Origin of the sequence: Lederbergia citri, from assembly GCF_018343625.1 — a bacterium.
Classification (GTDB): domain Bacteria; phylum Bacillota; class Bacilli; order Bacillales; family Bacillaceae_C; genus Lederbergia; species Lederbergia citri.
Genome location: NZ_JAGYPG010000003.1, coordinates 530,369 through 544,668 on the forward strand (window position 1 = coordinate 530,369; position 14,300 = coordinate 544,668).

Here is a 14,300-nt window from a genome sequence, read left to right on the forward strand (position 1 = left end):
TTTATACAAATGGGAGTTATTTGATTCATTAGTTTTTCAGATTGATGAGTAGTAGGATGAAGGCTACATTGTTAGTCTTTTTTATATTTTCGTTAAATCAATAAATACGAAAAGAGGTATTAAAATGTTAAACAATGAACTTACAAAGCTTTTGAACATAGACTATCCCATTATTCAAGCACCTATGGCTGGAGGAATATCGACAACAGCATTAGTATCTTCCGTTTCCAATTATGGAGGTCTTGGAATGATTGGAGCTGGGTATTTGAATCCTTCTCAAACTCGTGAACAAATTAGGGAAGTAAGGCAATCAACGACCAATCATTTTGGAGTGAATTTATTTGTTCCAACTGCTTTTCAGCGTTCAGATGAAAAAATACGTTTAGTGAATGATTTATTAGGCCCGATACATGATCTACTAGAAATTGAAAAAAATGAAATCCCCTCTCCAACTTATGAAAGTCTTGTAGAATCATTCAATGCACAAGTAGCTGTAGTTATAGAAGAAAAAGTCCCTACTTGTTCTTTTACGTTTGGAATACCGAGTATAGAAATTATCGATATTTTAAAAAAGCATAATATTACGGTAATTGGAACAGCCACTACAGTTAAAGAAGCTGTGGAAATTGAAAAAGCCGGAATGGATATTGTGGTGGTTCAAGGAAGTGAAGCTGGCGGTCATCGTGGAACGTTCATCCATGATCATCAGGAAAGTTTAGTCGGCTTAATGTCTCTAATTCCACAAGTTGTTGATAATGTTATGATTCCTGTGATTGCCGCGGGAGGAATTATGGACGGTAGAGGGTTGATGGCGTCACTCTGTTTAGGGGCTAAAGGAGTGCAAATGGGTACTGCTTTTTTGACTTGTGTGGAAAGTGGAGCACATCCATTACATAAAGAAGCGATTCTTCAATCAACCGAAGACCAAACCATTTTAACGCGTGCATTTTCAGGTAAATGGGCGAGAGGCATTAATAATAAATTTATCGAGGATTTACATGAACACGAAACATCATTACCGGACTTTCCAGTTCAAAATTCTTTAACCCAAGGTATTAGAAAAGCTGCGTCCATACAAAACAATTCTGATTTCATGTCATTATGGTCAGGGCAAAGTCCGAGACTGGCTAAAAATCAAACAGTCGAAATGTTAATGAAAAAAATAGTTGATGAAGCAAAAATTATAAAAAAAAATTAATAACATTTTCATCAAAATTTCATTTTTACAACTTATACTAGCAATGAATTAATTTCATATGCTAGGGGAATTAGAAATGACGTCAAAGATGAGTGCCCATAAAAAAACTCTTTTATCCAGCTATATTCCAAACCCAAAGGAACGGAAAAACATAGTTTTCAGTTTAATAATTACTGTTTTTTTATTGTTGATAGCGCTTTTTCTCATATCTATTAATCAACATCAACTCATGATGCAGGAGTATAAACATTATAAGGGATTTCTTAAACAATTTGGATCGATTTCAAGAATCGTTTACTTTGTCGTTTTGTCTATTTACCCTGTGTTTCTTTTGCTAAAGTGGAAACGTCTGAAAACGATAGAGTGGGGGAAATATCAATTAAAAAGCTTTATTCAATTTCTCGGAAAATTAATGAGAAAATGGCATGTACCCCTCGCGATAGTGTCAACTGGGATAGCATTGCTTCATGGCTATTTAGCGATAATCAGGGGATTTAAATGGGACTTTACAAATATTAGCGGCATCTTTGCGATAATCATCTTATTTTTTTTACTATTAATGGGACTTAAAAGATTCAAGCGAAAAGATAAGAACTGGCATTTCAAACTTGCCATTACATTTCTCGTACTATTTATGCTACATGCGTCATTTTAATTATAATAAAAGAGAGTCTCTCATAAGGATTAATCGTATGTGATACTCTCTTTTTCATGCCCTTTACGATAACGTCTTTACCAGATAATGATAGAAATGATGGTTAATCGTAATTCTTTTCTTAAAAATAAAACCAAGTCGTTCATACAGTTGACGTGCTTTATGATTCGATTCCTCTACATTCAAAGAAAAAGTAGAATATCCCTGTTCTTTTGCAAAGTTACTCATCGATTGGATTAGTTCTGTCCCAAATCCTTGTCCGCCAAATTCCGGGTTCACACTTAATGTATCTAAATAGAAATCTGTTTCATCAGCTTCTTGATCAAAAAGTGGTTTCTGTCCTGTCTTTTCCTTAATGTGAGTGCGAATAGGCTCGTCAAGCTCATAAGCATCTCTCCCGTGATAAGCAACGATAATGCCAACAGGAACCTCATCAACTGTTTTCACTAGACAATTACGATAACTTAAACGATTTTTTTCTTGGCAAAAATAGTTTCCTAACTGCTTCAGCACTTTCTCCTTTTCATGTTCTCCAGTCAAAGCTTCCGCTATATCGAGAATCGCATCATAAATGAGGATGGCTGCTTTTTTATAGTCTTCTTTTCGAGCCTGTCTAATCATAGGTGATGGCACTTCCTTTTTTACAATTTATAGCGTAATTATATCAAAATTAAAAAAAGGCGCTCTGCTAGAGTTGGCAGCAAAATAAAAAACTATCAAGCATCTAGCCGATAGCTAATTTTAGTTCATCAGTGTGTAAATCACAAATACAATAGGAAATTTTTCTAGGGGGTCAATTTGAGTGGGCTAAGTAGTAATGTTTCGCAGTTTTCTCTCGTGTTGTAAGTTCTTGCTTGCTAAAAAGTCGACTGTTTCTTGAGTTTCTTGTAATTCAATTCGGAAGACGTCTAGCTTTTTCTCCAAGCGATCGAATCGATCTTCGAATTTAGCTTCCATGTTGTCCATACGTCCATTAAATTTTGCCCCCAAGTTATCCATTCGTCCGTTCAATTTTGCTTCCAAGTTGTCCATGCGGCCATTCAATGTAGCTCCCAATTTATCCATACGAGAGTCTAGTTTGTCCATACGTCCGTTAAGGCCATCTTCCATTTTCTCCAATTTTACATCAATTTGCTGAGAATATAGCTTTAACGCATTCAAAATTTCTTGGATTCCAGATTTCTCCACTTTTTTCACCACCTTTCGCATTATTGATATTATACCATGATGCTCGTACGAAAAATTGTTAATAAAAAGGATTTCTAATACTTTCATTGAAATAAGTACATAAATGATAAAACGGAGAGTGAGATCATGGAACATACATTTCAAAAAGCAAGTGATTGGATTAAACGAAATGCACGTCCATTAGAGGTGGCGAGATGGGAATATGTATTTGAAGGTGGTTCACGCGATAACGTCATTCGTTATTTAGCGGCTTATCAAAATGAAGATGGAGGCTTTGGACATGGAATTGAGCCTGATTTTTGGCTGCCATCCTCTTCTCCAATGGCTACCTGGACAGCAGGACAAATGTTAGTAGAAATTGGTGCAAACGAAAACGAAGAAATCATTGGAAAGATGATAAAGTATTTAGTAAATACTGCTGATAATGTAACGGGCATGTGGCAATCAGCATTACCGGAAAATAATCAATATCCGCATGCACCATGGTGGCATTGGAATGAAGGGGTACAAGAGAATTGGATGTTTAATCCTGGCGTTGAATTGGCAGCGTTTCTTGTACAATGGTCGCCTGAACATGACGAAGCTTCACAAATTGCCTGGAATTCAATAGAAAAAGCAGTTGAACGATTGATGAATGCTAGCGAAATGGACAGGCACGAAGTTAACAATTACCAACAATTTTTAAAGATTATGCAAGCTCATAAGGAAATGTTTCATACACATACAGATTACGAGTTTGATGCGGTATCGGATAAAATTATGTCGTTTGCGGAAGAATGCATTGAACATAATACTTCGGAATGGTCATCAGGTTATAAGGTTCTTCCTTTGGATATAATCGACAGCCCAGAACATCCACTTTATCCGAAATTTAAAGAATTGGTAGAGCAAAACTTGAAGTTTTTCATGGAAGAGGTTTCTGACGAAGGTATTTGGGAAATCCCTTGGAGCTGGGGGAGTTATCCAGAGGAGTTTCCGATTGCAAGGAGATACTGGCAAGGGATACTTGCAGTAAATAGATACAAGATATTACAGACTTTTGGTTATTTATAAAACCCCCTAAGAAGGGGGAATATACTTTTAAAATTAAAAGAACTTAGTTAGTCCGAGAATCAAATTGATCAATACGCCGATATGCATTATATCAAATAGCACCATAATAGACTTAAGTTGGGAACGCATTTCATCGTTCAGTCCTTTGCCCTCCTCTAAATTGCTATTTAACTGCTTTCCTATTTTACCCATGCGCGGACCGATAAATAAGAAAAAGCCTAAGAGAGCGATAAGCATAATATATTGCTTTAAGCCTAGCCATGACCAACTTAGGAAAGTGTAATGGTGCATAATCGTCATGATGATTCCGGTTATGAGAATCGTTAATACTGCCGTTAAAAAGAAAGGAACCGTACTTAACATCAATTTTAACATCGGTGCTTCCAACTCAGTCCCTTTTGCCTTATGAATACCAGCTACAATAAAGAAGCGTTCGTATAATGCTCCTCCAAGCCAACAACAAACTGCAATTAGATGAAGAATTAATAAAAACGTAAACATAGGTCTTCCCTCCTAATGTGAAATAACATTATTTATATATGAATGATATGAGTAAGTTAGAAGCATGATGGGAGGGTAATTGGAAATAAACTTTTGGGGAAATGGTATTTTTATCCTAAGTCGTTCGCAATAAAATTGCTGCTGTATTGGTTGGAATGTATTTAAATTTGCCTTATTTAAGTGTAAAATAATATTAAAATAATTTATCTAGAGTGGTTGAGAGAACTGGGTCAAAAGCATCATGTAACCTGCTAAAACTATAAATAAACACATGCTTTAGATGATAAAACAAAGATAGAACCCCTTTAGGCATTCCATGCGTAGAGGGGTTAAAAATTTTTATATTCGAAGACTTATAACGCGTTGAAGTTAATGAGGATGAAGATGGCCTGCCAAGAGAAATGATTAGTGTTCATAAAAAAGGGGTGGATGAGATGAGTAATCTCGTATTTGTTTACGGTACGTTAAGAAAAAATGAAAGAAACCATCATTTGTTGAGTGGAGCAACACGCATCGCAGAACAGGCCTGGACAAACGGGACCTTGTTCAATACAGATAGTGGGTTTCCTATTTTAAAAAACTCCATAGATATAGATGTTGTATATGGTGAACTTTATGAGGTGAATGAGAGCCAATTGGCTAGATTAGATGAATTGGAAGGCTACTACGGAGAAGGACATCAAAATTTTTATGATAGAGTAGTGAAAACTATTTTTACAGATAAAGAGATATATCATGCATTTGTGTATGTCATGACGGAACAACAGGCCCCAATGCTTCGTAGAAAAGTAGAATATGGTGACTGGAGAGTACAGCATTTTATTAAGAAAAATAACTACTTATATTATGCGTATGGAAGCTGTATGGATCACAAACGGTTTGAAATAGCTGGAGTAGACCAACATTTTCAAAAAGTGGTTGGCTGCGGAGTTTTGGATGGATATACTCTAGGCTTTACAGTGCAGCTTTCCGATGGAGGCCGGGCGGATATATTGGAAACAGGAGGCGTTGTGGAAGGAAAAGCATACGACATTACTCCTGACGTTATTCCATATCTTTTCGAAAGAGAAGGGGTTGCTAGCCGTTTGTACCGTCCAGCTATTATAGATATAAAACTAAATGGAGCGGTAAAAGAAGCATTGACCTTTATCGTCGTGCAAAAGGAAGAAGAACTGACACCTCCTGATCATTATTCCGAGGAAATACTTAGGGGTGGTGAAGGTACGTTAAGCCCTGAGTATTTGGAAAAGATAAAAGAAAAAGTGGAAATCTTAAAAAGCAAGGAAACGATTGTTTAGCCTATATCTATCTAGCCAAAACTAATGGAATTATATGGATATCCATTAGTTTTGGTTTTTATTTTAATGTTTTTGGTAATCCAAAAATGATAGGTAAACAATGATTTGAAATTCGGCTTTTCCCCGGGGCTATACACGGAAAATGGTCCTTTCCCATCATTCTGCTTTCCATCAACGTGACGCAAATTTCGGTATACTAATTGCTAGAGAGCTGACTAAAGCATCCATTGGCCTAAGAAGAAACAATAAATTTACTCATCACAATGTCATCTAAATATTCATTTACATCCAATTTAACTTGTTTTTTAAATCGTCCTTCTTCAGTAAATCCAAGCTTTTTGTATAAATGAATGGCCCTTTCATTATTTGAAAAAACTTCAAGAGAAATCTTTTCTACCCTTTGATCTGTTTTAGCCCATGCTAATAGCTCTCTTATTAAAGAACTGCCAATCCCATTATTTGCAAATTCCTCTTGAACACTCATTCCAAAAATACCTTGATGACTTAATCTTTTCAAAGGTGATAAATGAAAACTAAGTATTCCAATTATCTTACTGTTCACTTCAGCAACTAAAAGTAGTCCTTGTGTATTATGGGAGTTTATCCATTCCTTTTCTTCATCAAGAGAAGGATTAAATTCGCCCAAAGTAATTCCCGTTACATGGGGATTTTCTATTAAAACCTTTTTTGTATGAATAAGAATTTGTTGAGCGTCATTCTCAGTCGCTCTGCGAATTATATAATTATTACCCAATTAGGAGTCCCTCCCAAAAACCTTTTATAAAGTTTATTCATTCTAATCCTTTTAAACTACACTTCCCCCCACATAGTCTTGCCAGTCGATTAAGAGTCTGCGGTCTTTTTGTAAGCATCTTTATTTTTATATTTTCATCAGCATGAATTTCATATCGATTGAATAATCCTTTTATAGGCAATTGCATTTCACACCTTTTTATTTTGAAAGAATGTTGTCCAAAAATGGATGAAAGGAGATATTCAATTGGCAGATAAGACCATTATTCAGATATATGATGTGCAAATACGGTCAATGGATCGGGGATCTTTCGTTGATATGGCTGGGAGTATCCAGGATGGCAACCATGTTTTCAACCATCGAAGTGAGGGATTTGGTGAGCAAAGTGGTGATCGCGTCATAAAGAACTTTCCTGTTACTTTCGTTGATGATTCCGATTTTATTGATTTCTTTAATACAAAGAGTAGATCCTCAATTTGACTATCCGTTCGCTCAGTTAGAATGAGGGTCCCAACGGGCTTTCCCAGTATCAGAGCGCAAGTTAATTTAAAAAAACAGTACAAAGAAATATTTTTTTATCGTTTTATATGTATTAATAAGGTGTTCCAATCATTACACTGATTCATCGCAGGGAACAAATGGATTTCTTTATGTTTCGCCTCATAAAGATTAGGACTTTGTAATATAATCACTAAAAGAGGGAGGAGGATGACATGGTTTTTGGACCAATAGTTATAAACGTGTTGGGTTTTAAAGTAAATGCTATGGACCGGAACGCCTCACTAAACTTTGCAGCTTCTCCGCGTATAGATACCTTTTTGACGAATAAACAAAACTACGGTTTTGGGGAAGAAAATGGGGATTTTAACCTTAATAATGTTCCGCTTAGTCTTGTCAATGACATGGATGTTAATGATACTAATTCACAGAAGACAAGTATAGTGTAAATTAGCCCTCCTCCCACTAAACTTGGGAAAAGGAGAATCTGTACCTTACTAAACAGTTTTAAAGATTACAAAAAAATTGGCTCTCCCAAACCTGTGTAGAAATATTCTATACAGGTTTTTATAATTTGGTGGTGAATCATAAGATTACTAGGTAAGAAGAAATAAATACTACATATGTTATAAAATGCGTATTCGTGAGGGTTTAGACGATACGTCCACGATACGTGGACAAAAAGAAATAGAAAAACAAAAACAAAAACAACTACTATGTGATCATCGTGGTCAGGGATAAATTAATAAAATTTTTAATACGGTATCCTTATGCGCTACTTTCTCCTATATAGAAGGTGAAAGGGGGGTGAAGCAAATGGCACAAGGATATTTAAAGTCAAGCAATTTAAAGATTGTTTTTGACTACGGAGTGGACGAGCATAACAAGCCAATTTTTAAAGCTAAGACTTTCAATCGTATTAGTAAAGATTCAACAGCTGATGAACTTTACAGCGCTGCTACTGCTATTGGTTCCTTATCAAGTGAACCAATTTGGGCAGTTGAAAGAAATGATAGCTACGATATTGGCGAATAAAAAACCTGAATTGGTAGAAAGTGAGGTGAGAGATAATGAAGGTACTAGAGCTTAACTTTACAACGGAAGAAGGGAAAACTTCTAAATTGACTATTGACCAGCCACTTGAGCCAGTTGAACCTGCACAAGTAAAAGCCGCAATGGCAAACATTATTGCTTCCAACGTTTTCCTCGACTCAGACGGCAACTCTTTTGTCGAACCTAAGTCAGCACGACTCGTCGAAAGAAACGTTGAGGAGATTGACATAGATATTGAATAAGAAAAATAGGCTGACTCATGTCCGGGTCAGCCTGTTTTTTCTATCACATATTGAATGAAAGGAGTGGAAGCAAAGTGGAACAAATTCTCCCGTTTCTAAGTGAGGTTGGTTTTCCGGCACTTGTAACCTTCTACTTACTGTACCGGATCGAAACAAAACTGGAAGCCGTCCTTCAATCCCTGCAAAGCTTGCCAGAGCGAATGCGGAATGGGGAGTGAGTTATTGGGATGAGACAGCCTGCTGTGGTGTAGGGCAGGCTGTAAATTAATTACAATACTGCTAATCATCCTTATAGTAGCCTCATGCTGCAGTTTATTAAGCATCAGAACACAATTTATAATCAAATAGGAGTCGCCCATTGGCACACTCCTTCATGAATCCTAAACCTTTAGCTTATTCGGAATCTTGCCAGACATGAAACCTATTACCATCTGGATCTTTAAACCAAAATTTCAAACCACATCCGCCAAAATCTTCAATAGGTTCAACGCATATTCCACTCAAAGTTAAGGATTGATGCAATGCAGCAATATCATCCGTTTCAAAAGTAAATGGGGATATCACGCTTCCATCTCCTCCTACGAAATTCGAAGTTTGCCCAGGAGAAATGGAAAGGAACATCCACATTCCATTACCAAGTAACATAACATCTCCTCTAGGACTCACCCTGTTCAAACCCAAATATTTTTCATACCAATCCGCTGCTTTGTGGGGATCAGCAACGGGGATGTAAATACAATTGACTGCTTTTAATAATGGTTGCATAACAATTTTCTCTTCTACTGCTTCTTCCTTTTCACCCATTTCGCTTTTCCCCATTTCTTTTGGAATCTAATTATTCGATATTCGAAAACATTACTTTAGCGGCAAATCGTATGATGAAATATTAATCATATTAATGCAACGGCTTCTTATTTTCATCCACTGCACTCTTGTTACCCGTTACTTAAACAATTAAGGTTGCCATATTTCCCACATGTTCCCATCAGGATCGGCGAATGTAACATTTGGGCCACAAGTCACCCGTTCACCAATAATGTTCACTCCATTTTCCTTAAAACGTTCGAAAAGTTCTTGGATATGTGGGGTAATGAAACAGCCAACGGCGTGTCGTTTACCTCCGTCCTGTGTCCATGAAAAGCCCAACCGAATCGTACACGTAGCTGGGTCTGAAGTGTTTCCATCTGGTTCGAAAAACCTCAAGATGGACATTTTCATCCCAGGTTCAACTTTATGGTTGTCTGCAGGTTGGCATCCTAAATTTTTCTGATACCATTTAACGGACTCATAGACGTCACTGACTGGAACATAAATACAAGTCATTCCTGTAATATCTCGTAGTCTTTTTTCCACTTTGGTTTCTTCATTTGTTTGCATATTCCATCTCCTCTCCGTAATGTGGTAAATAAATTACTATTATCTTCTGTTTCCAAAAAACGTTTTCCAGCTATTTTTAAAAAAATCGATGATTACTGTGAGTTTTCTTAAGTATATTTCTTTACAATCTTTTATCCGGTTAATACATATCCAATTTAGTTTCGGTAAAAAGCCAGAAAAAGGTCGCTTATGTACAAAACGAGAACCTCTCTTTTAACCTCCTAAACCACTATATTGTATAACCAAGATTTACCACTAAACAGAAATGTATGTTCTTGTTTTGTTGTATTCTATGTTTTATTATTCGTCAAATGTATTAATAAAAGTGGTCCAACTAAAATGCTTTTACCATTGCCCTGCTGTCGAAAGAACAATACAATTATATTAATTTAATGGAAATGATTGGATTATCACAGTTTTAGGTGGTGAGTGAGTTGAAAGAAGGTATTTACGAGGAACTAATTAATGAAAGAGTTCGACAAGAATTGTCGGATCTGTCAATAGATGAATACTCGGTTGATACAGAAAAGCTCGACGTTGAAGAAGCAAAGAAGTTGTTGGCCTCTTATATCACGGAAGTAACTCGTAGAGCATTAACTTATATTCGTGAGGATACTAATAAAAGCGATGGAGATGTGTTGCTAATGCAAATTCGTACTTGTAATGAAATTATTAATGTTTTAAGTGAATTACTCGGTGATGATGAGTTACATTCTATGAGATTGGTAGAACAAGGTGAGGTCTTAACTTCCGTTTATCGAAAACTAAATACAGTTCGTTCTATTCGGGAGGATAAGCCTTTACGTCCGGTTACATCATTAACCCAAAGTTCGCTTTTCACTGGATCCCATTCAGAACCTAATATGCTTGAGGAACTAAAAAAAGAGATTGCTACATCTGATAGAATTGACTGGCTTGTTTCTTTTATTAAGTGGTCAGGCTTGCGCTGTATTATAGAAGAACTGCGTTATTTTACAGAAGAAAAGGGCGGACATTTAAGAGTCATAACGACATCCTATATGGAAGCAACAGACTATAAGGCCATTGAAGAATTAAGTAAACTGCCAAACACAGAGATCAAAGTCTCATTTGATAAAAATAGAACACGATTGCATGCTAAAGCTTATTTATTTAAAAGGGAGACAGGCTTTAGCACAGCCTATATTGGATCTTCAAATCTTTCAAATCCCGCATTGACTTCGGGGTTAGAATGGAATTTAAAAGTAACGGAAAAGGATTCTGTAGATATCATTAGGAAGTTTGAGGCTACATTTGAAAGCTACTGGAATGATGAAGAATTCAAATCGCTAACAGCAAATCATTCTTCCATTTGGGAGATTCTTAAATTTTCTTTAACAAAACAAGTTGTCGGAGAATCAACTGAAGAGTACTATATGGACATTCGTCCGTATCATTATCAAAAGGAAATATTAGATCAATTACAAGCTGAGCGTGTGACTCATGGGCGTATGCGTAATCTAGTTGTTGCGGCAACTGGAGTAGGGAAAACGGTCATTTCGGCGTTTGATTTCAAACGTTTTTTAAACGAAAGGCCTAATGCAAAACTATTATTTATTGCCCATCGTGAAGAAATATTACGTCAAAGTCTTATGACTTTTCGTTACATATTAAAAGATATGAATTTCGGAGAATTATTCGTTGGAAGTTCTCGTCCTAATTCATTTAATCATCTTTTCATGAGTATCCAAAGCTGGAATAGCAAAAAAATGTGGGTAAATACTAGTAGTGACTTTTACGATTTTATTATTGTTGATGAGTTTCACCATGCCGCTGCACCTTCATATCGTGCTTTGATAGATTACTATCGACCTGTTATTTTATTAGGTTTGACGGCAACGCCTGAGAGAATGGACGGACAAAATGTCCTTACATATTTTGATGATACTATTGCATCGGAAATGAGGTTGACTGAAGCAATTGATCGTAAGTTGTTAAGTCCATTTCATTATTTTTGTGTAACTGATACGGTAAATTTAGAAGATATCAAATGGTCTAGAAAAGGATATGATATAGAACAGCTCTCTAATTTGTATACACACAATCGTATTAGAAGTGAACATATTATTCGCAGCATAAAAAAATATGTTACGAATATGGAAGAAGTAAAAGGACTTGGTTTTTGCGTTTCTGTTGAGCATGCCGAATATATGGCGGATTTTTTTAATCAAAAAGGTATTCCATCCATTGCATTACATGGAGGTTCAAATTCCGAGGAAAGAAGCTCCGCGCAAAGAAAGCTAGTTAGCGGAGAGATTCGCTATATTTTTGTCGTAGATTTATATAATGAGGGTGTCGATATCCCTGAAGTTAATACAATTATATTTCTGCGTCCAACGGAGAGCTTAACGATCTTTATGCAACAATTGGGTAGGGGCCTTCGTTTAGCCGAAAATAAAGAATGCTTAACCGTTCTTGATTTCGTTGGACAAGCTCATAAGGAGTATTCATTTGAGGAAAAATTTAGAGCATTAGTCGGCAGAACAAAACATTCTATTCGCAATTATGTTGAAAATGGGTTCTTTCATTTGCCGAAAGGTTGTTTTTTGCAACTTGAGAAACAAGCAAAAGAATATATTTTACGAAATATCAAAGCTGTAAAAAATTCAAAGCAGAGCATAGTTTCAAAAATGAAGTACTTTGAAGAAGATACGGGAAAAACTTTGACTTTATTTAATTTTATGGAATACCATCAATTATCTCTTGCCGATATATACGGTTCTGGGGGAAATCGCCTTTTTGAACGTATGAAGGTAGAGGCGAGAATAGCTGAAGATTTTTCAACACCATATGAAGAATTACTTATGAAAAGGATACATACTCTCTTTCATTTAGATTCAGCGGATTTGCTAAGATTTTATTTAAGGTTTTTAGAGAATCCTACTACTAGTAATGAGCAAGAGCAGAGAATGATAGGAATGCTTTATTACTCATTGTTTACTAGCGCGCCAGCGGAACATGAATTTACCTCAATGCTGGATGGGATTAATGCGATTTTAAGTTATCCTAGGTTAAAACAAGAAATACGGGAAGTATTGCAGGCAAAATATGAAATGTTAGATTTCGTTGAGATTAAACAGGACTATCATTTTGAAAATCCTTTACGGGTGCATGCACAATATAGAACGGAGCAAGTGCTAGCCGCGTTTGGGTATTACAATGATGAGAAATGTCCGTCATTTCGTGAAGGCGTGAAATATTTTGAGAACGAAAAAATTGATATTTTTTTCATCACATTAAATAAATCGGATAAGGACTTTTCCCCATCTACTCTTTATGAAGATTATGCGATTAATGATCAGCTTTTTCATTGGCAGTCACAAAGTAGAACATCTGATACAAGCCCTACAGCGAGTCGATATTTCAATCATAAGAAACAAAATCACCAAATCGCATTGTTTGTTAGGGAATATAAGAAGGAATCTGGATACACTTCTCCATTCGTCTTTCTTGGGAAGGCAGATTATGTGAGCCATTCAGGAAGTAAACCGATTAGTATAGTTTGGAGATTGCATGAACCAATGCCGCCAAAGCTTGTGCCGAAAGCGAATAAGAATATTATTTAATCGAGTTTGAAATATTTAATTCTATAAGAAAAAATCAGATTCATTATAAATAAAGAAAAAATGTTAGGTGATGGTAATCCCTTAAATAGGTTGTGTTTTTAAACTAAATTTAATCATCGACTTCGATAAGAAAGACTCGCTTATTAAAACTACCACGTTTTTCAGCCTTTATTTGTCGAAGAGATTCAATTTCGCTGAAGTCAGCTCCGTGTATAGACGCCGCTGCATGAATTAATTCTAATAAATCGGCGAGTTCTTCTAAAGCGTATTTATTTGTATTAGCTGATTCGTATTCTTTTAATTCTTCATGCAATTTTTTGCGAATTTCATTATGAAATTCATGTTCATCAAGAATTCGGCTTTTTAACGCCTTACCTCTCTCTTCTATTATTTCGGGGATTCGGTCGCGAACAAGTTTGTTATAAATTGGCATTTACTTATCTCCTTTTATGTTGTTAAAACAATTTTACCAAAATTCTTGAATGTTCTATAAGATAGATTCGCATAGTCACAATAAAAAGTTGGGTTGTAGTTAAGAGAGAGGGTTAAATCCAAATAAGAAATCAAATTCCTTTTGTAAGGTAGCTTCAATTGATTTTGAAACTAAAAAAAATTACCAATTGATTAGTGATATTGGAGAAACTAAAATGACACAAACTAATAATGAAGCTATAGAAGAAATCAAAAAAGCCTATAAACCTGGCTTAGTTATCCCTATTTGTACAACCTTAATTTGTATAGCACCATACCTTCATCTACTTTTAGACATAATCGATAAAAATTATAATAGATTGCTATTGTTAGTAATAATTTCCGCACCGCTTATTGCTTATATCAGCATCGTTTGGACAAAATATTTTTATCATATGAGTAAGTATAAAGCTGAAGTGAATTCCTAA

General features: G+C 35.7%; 18 protein-coding genes. 11 read left to right on the plus strand and 7 right to left on the minus strand.

Annotated features, from left to right (window positions below):
* The first annotated feature begins 124 nt into the window (after window positions 1–124).
* A complete protein-coding gene (locus KHA97_RS18650) occupies window positions 125–1,198 on the plus strand; it encodes an NAD(P)H-dependent flavin oxidoreductase (RefSeq protein ID WP_213126263.1) in 1,074 nt (357 codons plus the stop codon).
* A 76-nt stretch (window positions 1,199–1,274) separates the two neighbouring features.
* Window positions 1,275–1,853 carry a hypothetical protein gene (locus tag KHA97_RS18655; RefSeq protein ID WP_213126264.1) on the plus strand — a complete coding sequence of 193 codons (579 nt, stop codon included), beginning with the start codon at window positions 1,275–1,277 and terminating at the stop codon, window positions 1,851–1,853.
* 63 nt (window positions 1,854–1,916) lie between these two features.
* On the opposite strand, the gene KHA97_RS18660 is transcribed toward KHA97_RS18655, so the two are convergent.
* Window positions 1,917–2,474 (minus strand): GNAT family N-acetyltransferase, encoded by a 558-nt coding sequence (locus KHA97_RS18660; RefSeq protein ID WP_213126265.1) that lies wholly within the window; start codon window positions 2,472–2,474, stop codon window positions 1,917–1,919.
* A 186-nt stretch (window positions 2,475–2,660) separates the two neighbouring features.
* Window positions 2,661–3,041: a hypothetical protein gene (locus tag KHA97_RS18665; RefSeq protein ID WP_213126266.1), complete on the minus strand. Its 381-nt coding sequence runs from the start codon at window positions 3,039–3,041 to the stop codon at window positions 2,661–2,663.
* 126 nt (window positions 3,042–3,167) lie between these two features.
* Between KHA97_RS18665 and KHA97_RS18670 the strand changes: the two genes are divergently transcribed.
* The gene (locus tag KHA97_RS18670) at window positions 3,168–4,094 is read left to right on the plus strand and encodes a hypothetical protein (protein ID WP_213126267.1); all 927 of its coding nucleotides are present in this window, start codon (window positions 3,168–3,170) and stop codon (window positions 4,092–4,094) included.
* A 33-nt stretch (window positions 4,095–4,127) separates the two neighbouring features.
* Here KHA97_RS18670 and KHA97_RS18675 read toward each other — a convergent pair whose 3' ends face one another.
* A complete protein-coding gene (locus tag KHA97_RS18675; RefSeq protein WP_213126268.1) occupies window positions 4,128–4,595 on the minus strand; it encodes a DUF2269 family protein in 468 nt (155 codons plus the stop codon).
* 434 nt (window positions 4,596–5,029) lie between these two features.
* On the opposite strand from KHA97_RS18675, the gene KHA97_RS18680 reads away from it, so the two are divergent.
* Complete coding sequence (locus tag KHA97_RS18680) at window positions 5,030–5,893, plus strand: gamma-glutamylcyclotransferase (RefSeq protein ID WP_213126269.1); 864 nt, start codon at window positions 5,030–5,032, stop codon at window positions 5,891–5,893.
* A 232-nt stretch (window positions 5,894–6,125) separates the two neighbouring features.
* Here the strand turns inward: KHA97_RS18680 and KHA97_RS18685 are convergent, their stop codons facing one another.
* Window positions 6,126–6,647: a GNAT family N-acetyltransferase gene (locus KHA97_RS18685; protein WP_213126270.1), complete on the minus strand. Its 522-nt coding sequence runs from the start codon at window positions 6,645–6,647 to the stop codon at window positions 6,126–6,128.
* Between the two features lie 246 nt (window positions 6,648–6,893).
* Between KHA97_RS18685 and KHA97_RS18690 the strand changes: the two genes are divergently transcribed.
* From KHA97_RS18690 to KHA97_RS18710, 5 genes are all read left to right on the plus strand, one after another.
* Complete coding sequence (locus KHA97_RS18690) at window positions 6,894–7,127, plus strand: hypothetical protein (RefSeq protein WP_213126271.1); 234 nt, start codon at window positions 6,894–6,896, stop codon at window positions 7,125–7,127.
* 233 nt (window positions 7,128–7,360) lie between these two features.
* Window positions 7,361–7,594 carry a hypothetical protein gene (locus KHA97_RS18695; protein WP_213126272.1) on the plus strand — a complete coding sequence of 78 codons (234 nt, stop codon included), beginning with the start codon at window positions 7,361–7,363 and terminating at the stop codon, window positions 7,592–7,594.
* 367 nt (window positions 7,595–7,961) lie between these two features.
* Window positions 7,962–8,180 carry a DUF1659 domain-containing protein gene (locus KHA97_RS18700; protein WP_213126273.1) on the plus strand — a complete coding sequence of 73 codons (219 nt, stop codon included), beginning with the start codon at window positions 7,962–7,964 and terminating at the stop codon, window positions 8,178–8,180.
* Window positions 8,181–8,215: 35 nt separating this feature from the next.
* Complete coding sequence (locus KHA97_RS18705) at window positions 8,216–8,440, plus strand: DUF2922 domain-containing protein (RefSeq protein ID WP_213126274.1); 225 nt, start codon at window positions 8,216–8,218, stop codon at window positions 8,438–8,440.
* A 17-nt stretch (window positions 8,441–8,457) separates the two neighbouring features.
* Window positions 8,458–8,658 (plus strand): YvrJ family protein, encoded by a 201-nt coding sequence (locus KHA97_RS18710; protein ID WP_325167496.1) that lies wholly within the window; start codon window positions 8,458–8,460, stop codon window positions 8,656–8,658.
* A 175-nt stretch (window positions 8,659–8,833) separates the two neighbouring features.
* On the opposite strand, the gene KHA97_RS18715 is transcribed toward KHA97_RS18710, so the two are convergent.
* Window positions 8,834–9,244, minus strand: coding sequence for a VOC family protein (locus tag KHA97_RS18715; protein WP_233713627.1), 411 nt, complete (start codon window positions 9,242–9,244; stop codon window positions 8,834–8,836).
* 150 nt (window positions 9,245–9,394) lie between these two features.
* Complete coding sequence (locus KHA97_RS18720; protein ID WP_213126276.1) at window positions 9,395–9,817, minus strand: VOC family protein; 423 nt, start codon at window positions 9,815–9,817, stop codon at window positions 9,395–9,397.
* 434 nt (window positions 9,818–10,251) lie between these two features.
* Here KHA97_RS18720 and KHA97_RS18725 point away from each other — a divergent pair, with 434 nt between their 5' ends.
* Window positions 10,252–13,401 carry a DUF3427 domain-containing protein gene (locus KHA97_RS18725; RefSeq protein ID WP_213126277.1) on the plus strand — a complete coding sequence of 1,050 codons (3,150 nt, stop codon included), beginning with the start codon at window positions 10,252–10,254 and terminating at the stop codon, window positions 13,399–13,401.
* A gap of 109 nt (window positions 13,402–13,510) precedes the next feature.
* Here KHA97_RS18725 and KHA97_RS18730 read toward each other — a convergent pair whose 3' ends face one another.
* Window positions 13,511–13,834, minus strand: a complete 324-nt coding sequence (locus KHA97_RS18730) for a nucleoside triphosphate pyrophosphohydrolase (RefSeq protein ID WP_213126278.1) — start codon at window positions 13,832–13,834, stop codon at window positions 13,511–13,513.
* 214 nt (window positions 13,835–14,048) lie between these two features.
* Here KHA97_RS18730 and KHA97_RS18735 point away from each other — a divergent pair, with 214 nt between their 5' ends.
* Entirely contained in the window at window positions 14,049–14,300 is a 252-nt protein-coding gene (locus tag KHA97_RS18735; protein ID WP_213126279.1) for a hypothetical protein, read from the plus strand.